This window comes from Arthrobacter sp. H41 (assembly GCF_000520535.1).
Classification (GTDB): domain Bacteria; phylum Actinomycetota; class Actinomycetes; order Actinomycetales; family Micrococcaceae; genus Arthrobacter_D.
Genome location: NZ_KI914798.1, coordinates 25,372 through 29,038, shown reverse-complemented (window position 1 = coordinate 29,038; position 3,667 = coordinate 25,372). Strand labels below are relative to the sequence as shown.

Here is a 3,667-nt window from a genome sequence, read left to right as displayed (position 1 = left end):
CTCCTCGGCGCCCGGTTCGGCGCCTATCTCGGCGTCCTGTTCTGGTTCCTCCCGGTCGGTATGGCCTTCGCCTTTCTGGGCGTCCAGCTCGCCGTCTTCGGAATCTACATGGGCGCGAGCTTCGCCCCCAACCACAAGGGCATGCCGCTCGTCCCGAAGGACAGCACCCTCGATTTCTTCCAGAAGCAGGTCCTGACCTCACGCAACATCCGCGGCGGGCCCTTCGTGAACAACGCTTTCGGCGGCCTGAACTTCCAGATCGAGCACCACCTCTTCCCCGACATGCCCCGTCCGCACCTGGCCAGGGCAGCGGTCATCGTCCGGGAGCACTGCGAACGCCTCAAAGTGCCATACACCGAGGTCGGCGTCGCCGCCTCCTACGGCGCTGTGGTGAAGTACCTCAACCGCGTCGGACTCTCAGCCCGGGATCCGTTCGACTGCCCCATGGTCAACAGATACCGCCGGCCATAAATTGTTCAGTACAGCCGGTGCTGCCCGGCTTCCCTTCCGCGACCACCAAGGAGTTCCATGTTCTTCCTCTTCGGCCTCACATCCCGCGAGCGCATGCTGTTCGCGCGCAACGCCACCTGCCACTTCTGTGGGCAGTATGTTCCGCAGCGGGTTCTCCAGCGGCGGACGAAGCTGACGGTCTTCTTCATTCCCCTCTTGACCGTAAACCGTAAGCGGCTGATGGTCTGCAGTAACTGCGGAGGATCGTCGAAGCTCAGCGCCGGCCAGCAACGGGCCATGGCTGGCTGAGCTGGCAGACCGGGGCCCGAACGCCCGACGACTGTCCCGCGTCAGGCGTTCCACAGCCCGTACGAATCTGCAAGCGAGGAGATTTTCTGTGCACGGGCAAGGCGCGGCAGGTAGGAGCCGTCGCCCACAACCGCACCTGCTGCATGGGCACTGAGCAGTTCGAGTGCCCACTGGATCTCGGAGTCACTGGGCGATAGCCCCTTGTTGATGGTGTCGGCGGCATCCGGCAGCAGGCAAAGCTTCCCGGTCATGCCCATGGACGCGGTGACTTTGCACGCCTCGAACAGCTTCTCGCCGAGCGCCCCGACTGTGGGGCCGTCGATCGGACCCGGCAACTGGCCCACCCGCGAGGCTACGACCAGTTTCGAGCGGGCATAGGCGAGCGCCATCGGATCGTCGGAGGCGCCCGTGTCGCGGCGGAAGTCGCCGACCCCGAAGGCGAGACGGAAGGTGCCCGGCGCGCTGGCTATCGCCGTCGCGTTTTCAATGCCAAGGGCCGATTCGACCAGGGCGAGCACCGGGGTGCCGGCCTGGAGCCGCATCGCAGTATGCGTGACCTGCTCGGGCTTCTCGGTCATGGCGAGCATGACTCCCCTCAGTCCCGGCGCCTTCGAGAGGGCAGCGAGGTCGTCGGCCCAATAGTCGGTCTCGATGCCGTTGACCCGCACCCACGCTGTCATTCCCGTGGACAGCGCTTCAACCACGCGTTCTCGTGCCGCCGCCTTGCCGTCGGAGGGCACCGCATCCTCCATGTCGAAGATCACGGAGTCCGCCTCCGAGGTTAGTGCGGGAACGAAATTGTCCTCGGATGCCGCTGAGGCGAGGAGCCAGGAGCGGGAGAGTTTGGCGGGGAGCGCCGCAGCGCGGCTGTTTCTAAGGGAGGCCATAGGAAAACAGTACTGACGCGGAGCGGGCATTATCCACCGCGCCACGAGCGGGCCGATAAACACTACGACCAAAACGGCACCGGTGCGGAGCATCGGCAACATAAGGTTTGAGCGTGGACTTTCTGTCGGGCACCTTCCTCACCGAACTCATTCTTGCCTCAGCAGCATTTCTGTTGTCCTCACTCATCGGGCTGGAGCGGCAGATCCGGCAGAAAAGCGCCGGGTTGCGGACCCACGCGCTGGTGGGAACAGGGTCCGCCGTCTTCACGCTCGTATCGGCGTACGGCTTTGCAACGGTCACGGAGCCCGACACCCCTTCCGACCCGTCCCGGATAGCGGCCCAGATCGTCTCTGGCGTAGGTTTCCTCGGGGCAGGAGTGATCTTCATGAACCGGGACGTGGTGCGTGGCCTCACCACGGCCGCCACCATCTGGATGTCCGCCGCAGTGGGGATGGCCTGCGGAGCGGGAATGGTTCCTCTGGCGGTCACGGCAACCGTCCTGCATTTCGTTGCGGTCGGCCTGCTTGCACCACTCTCCAGGCTCCTGCCCCTGGCGGACAGGAAGCGAACCGTCGAAATACAGTATCTTGACGGCCGGGGTGTGCTGCGGGAGGCGCTGGCCGCAGCAACCGAGATGGGCTTCGACGCCTCGATTCTTTCCACCCGGAAAGTACCCGACGGGACTGCGCCGCAGGTCCTTGTGCGAATGAAGTTCCATGGGAAAGTGCCGCTGCGGGATCTGCTGGCTCAGCTCAGCGAGGTGCCGGGTGTCCTCGGTGTTGCCACCACCGACGACGACCAGGACGGCGGGGACTAGACCTTTGCGGGAGCGGATGGTGTCAGGTGTACCAGAACCAGCGCGGCGGGCTCCACGTATCGGGAACTGAATGGGCGCTGAACGACCCGCAGGCCGAGCAGGAGTAGGCCACACTGCCGGGGATGCTGGAGCCGTGGCCGCCGTCGGCCCGCGCCGGAACGTATTCTTCGAAGATGAGGTAATCCGCGGAGTCGCAGGGCTGGCACCAGGGCACTTCCGCCGGAACGTTCAGGGGTACGGTTCCCCGAATGCGGCGCACCGCCCGATTATGGTTGATCGTTGTCATTATTCCCACCATCTCGCCCATGGCACCGACGCTGGTGCCATGCAGTAAGGGTACTGATGGCTCAAGCGTAGCCCTGCCACGACCTGCTGCAAAGAGCAACTGTGTCGGTGCACTGGCACAATTGCTGCATGCCTATCAGGACGCCGTACACCACCCCCGCGCTTCCGCCGCGGGAATCCGACGCACTTCGCCGCGCGTTGGCCGGCAGTGCCGACGTCACGGTGTTCGTCGACGGCACCGCGTACCGGCTGCCCGCAGCGGCCCGGAACGCCGTCGTCGACCTGCTTGGACGGCTCGGTGACGGCGACACCGTCCAGTGCACCTCGGTGGCGGAGCTGCTCACGACCTCGCAGGCATCCGAGCTGGCGGGTATCTCCCCCACCTACCTGCGAAACCTTACCGATGCGGGCACGATTCCTACGGAATACCGCGGCTCGCACCGGCGGATACGGAGGAGCGACGTCGAGCGGTGGCTTCAGGCGCAGGCGGGAAGCGGCGTCAGAGGCGGGGACGCAGGCCCCAGCGCCTCGCCTTGAGCGCCAGATGCAGCTCCAGACGGACTGCACCGTTCAGGGGATCGGCGCCGATGATCCTCCGGATCCGCGTCAACCGGTTATAGACGCTGCTCCGGTGGAGGTGCAACTGTTCTGCTACGTCCTGGACGGATCCGTTCTTGTCGTAGAGCAGTTCCAGGACCGGCAGGAGTTCTCCCACCCGGTCCTGGTCCTCGAGCTCGGCGAAGTAGACACTTCGCGTGTCGGACAGCTGCCATCCCATGGCGCTGAGGAATTGGTAGGCCCCGATGGTCCGGTACTCGGCGATCACCCCGAGCTGCTCGTCGACCGCCGAGGCCTGAGCCGCGGAACACGCCTCCGCGTAACCCGCCTGGAGGCTCCGCAGGTCGGAGAACGGCTCCC

Annotated in this window: 7 protein-coding genes; 4 read left to right on the top strand and 3 right to left on the bottom strand. The window is 65.3% G+C overall.

Features of this window, described 5'->3' with window-relative positions:
• Both Y705_RS0110050 and Y705_RS0110045 read left to right on the top strand, forming a co-directional pair.
• On the top strand, positions 1-471 hold a 471-nt coding region (locus Y705_RS0110050; protein WP_026532757.1), incomplete at its 5' end, for a fatty acid desaturase family protein.
• A 57-nt stretch (positions 472-528) separates the two neighbouring features.
• Positions 529-759 (top strand): zinc-ribbon domain-containing protein, encoded by a 231-nt coding sequence (locus tag Y705_RS0110045; protein ID WP_026532756.1) that lies wholly within the window; start codon positions 529-531, stop codon positions 757-759.
• 41 nt (positions 760-800) lie between these two features.
• On the opposite strand, the gene Y705_RS0110040 is transcribed toward Y705_RS0110045, so the two are convergent.
• Positions 801-1,646: an HpcH/HpaI aldolase/citrate lyase family protein gene (locus Y705_RS0110040; protein WP_026532755.1), complete on the bottom strand. Its 846-nt coding sequence runs from the start codon at positions 1,644-1,646 to the stop codon at positions 801-803.
• Positions 1,647-1,759: 113 nt separating this feature from the next.
• Here Y705_RS0110040 and Y705_RS0110035 point away from each other — a divergent pair, with 113 nt between their 5' ends.
• Positions 1,760-2,464 carry an MgtC/SapB family protein gene (locus Y705_RS0110035; RefSeq protein WP_026532754.1) on the top strand — a complete coding sequence of 235 codons (705 nt, stop codon included), beginning with the start codon at positions 1,760-1,762 and terminating at the stop codon, positions 2,462-2,464.
• Positions 2,465-2,486: 22 nt separating this feature from the next.
• Here Y705_RS0110035 and Y705_RS18990 read toward each other — a convergent pair whose 3' ends face one another.
• Positions 2,487-2,750 (bottom strand): hypothetical protein, encoded by a 264-nt coding sequence (locus Y705_RS18990; protein WP_049822573.1) that lies wholly within the window; start codon positions 2,748-2,750, stop codon positions 2,487-2,489.
• A gap of 128 nt (positions 2,751-2,878) precedes the next feature.
• Here Y705_RS18990 and Y705_RS0110025 point away from each other — a divergent pair, with 128 nt between their 5' ends.
• A complete protein-coding gene (locus Y705_RS0110025) occupies positions 2,879-3,286 on the top strand; it encodes a helix-turn-helix domain-containing protein (protein ID WP_026532753.1) in 408 nt (135 codons plus the stop codon).
• On the opposite strand, the gene Y705_RS23180 is transcribed toward Y705_RS0110025, so the two are convergent.
• On the bottom strand, positions 3,249-3,667 hold a 419-nt coding region (locus Y705_RS23180; protein WP_253908573.1), incomplete at its 5' end, for a PucR family transcriptional regulator. The two genes, Y705_RS0110025 and Y705_RS23180, sit on opposite strands and share 38 nt — an antisense overlap.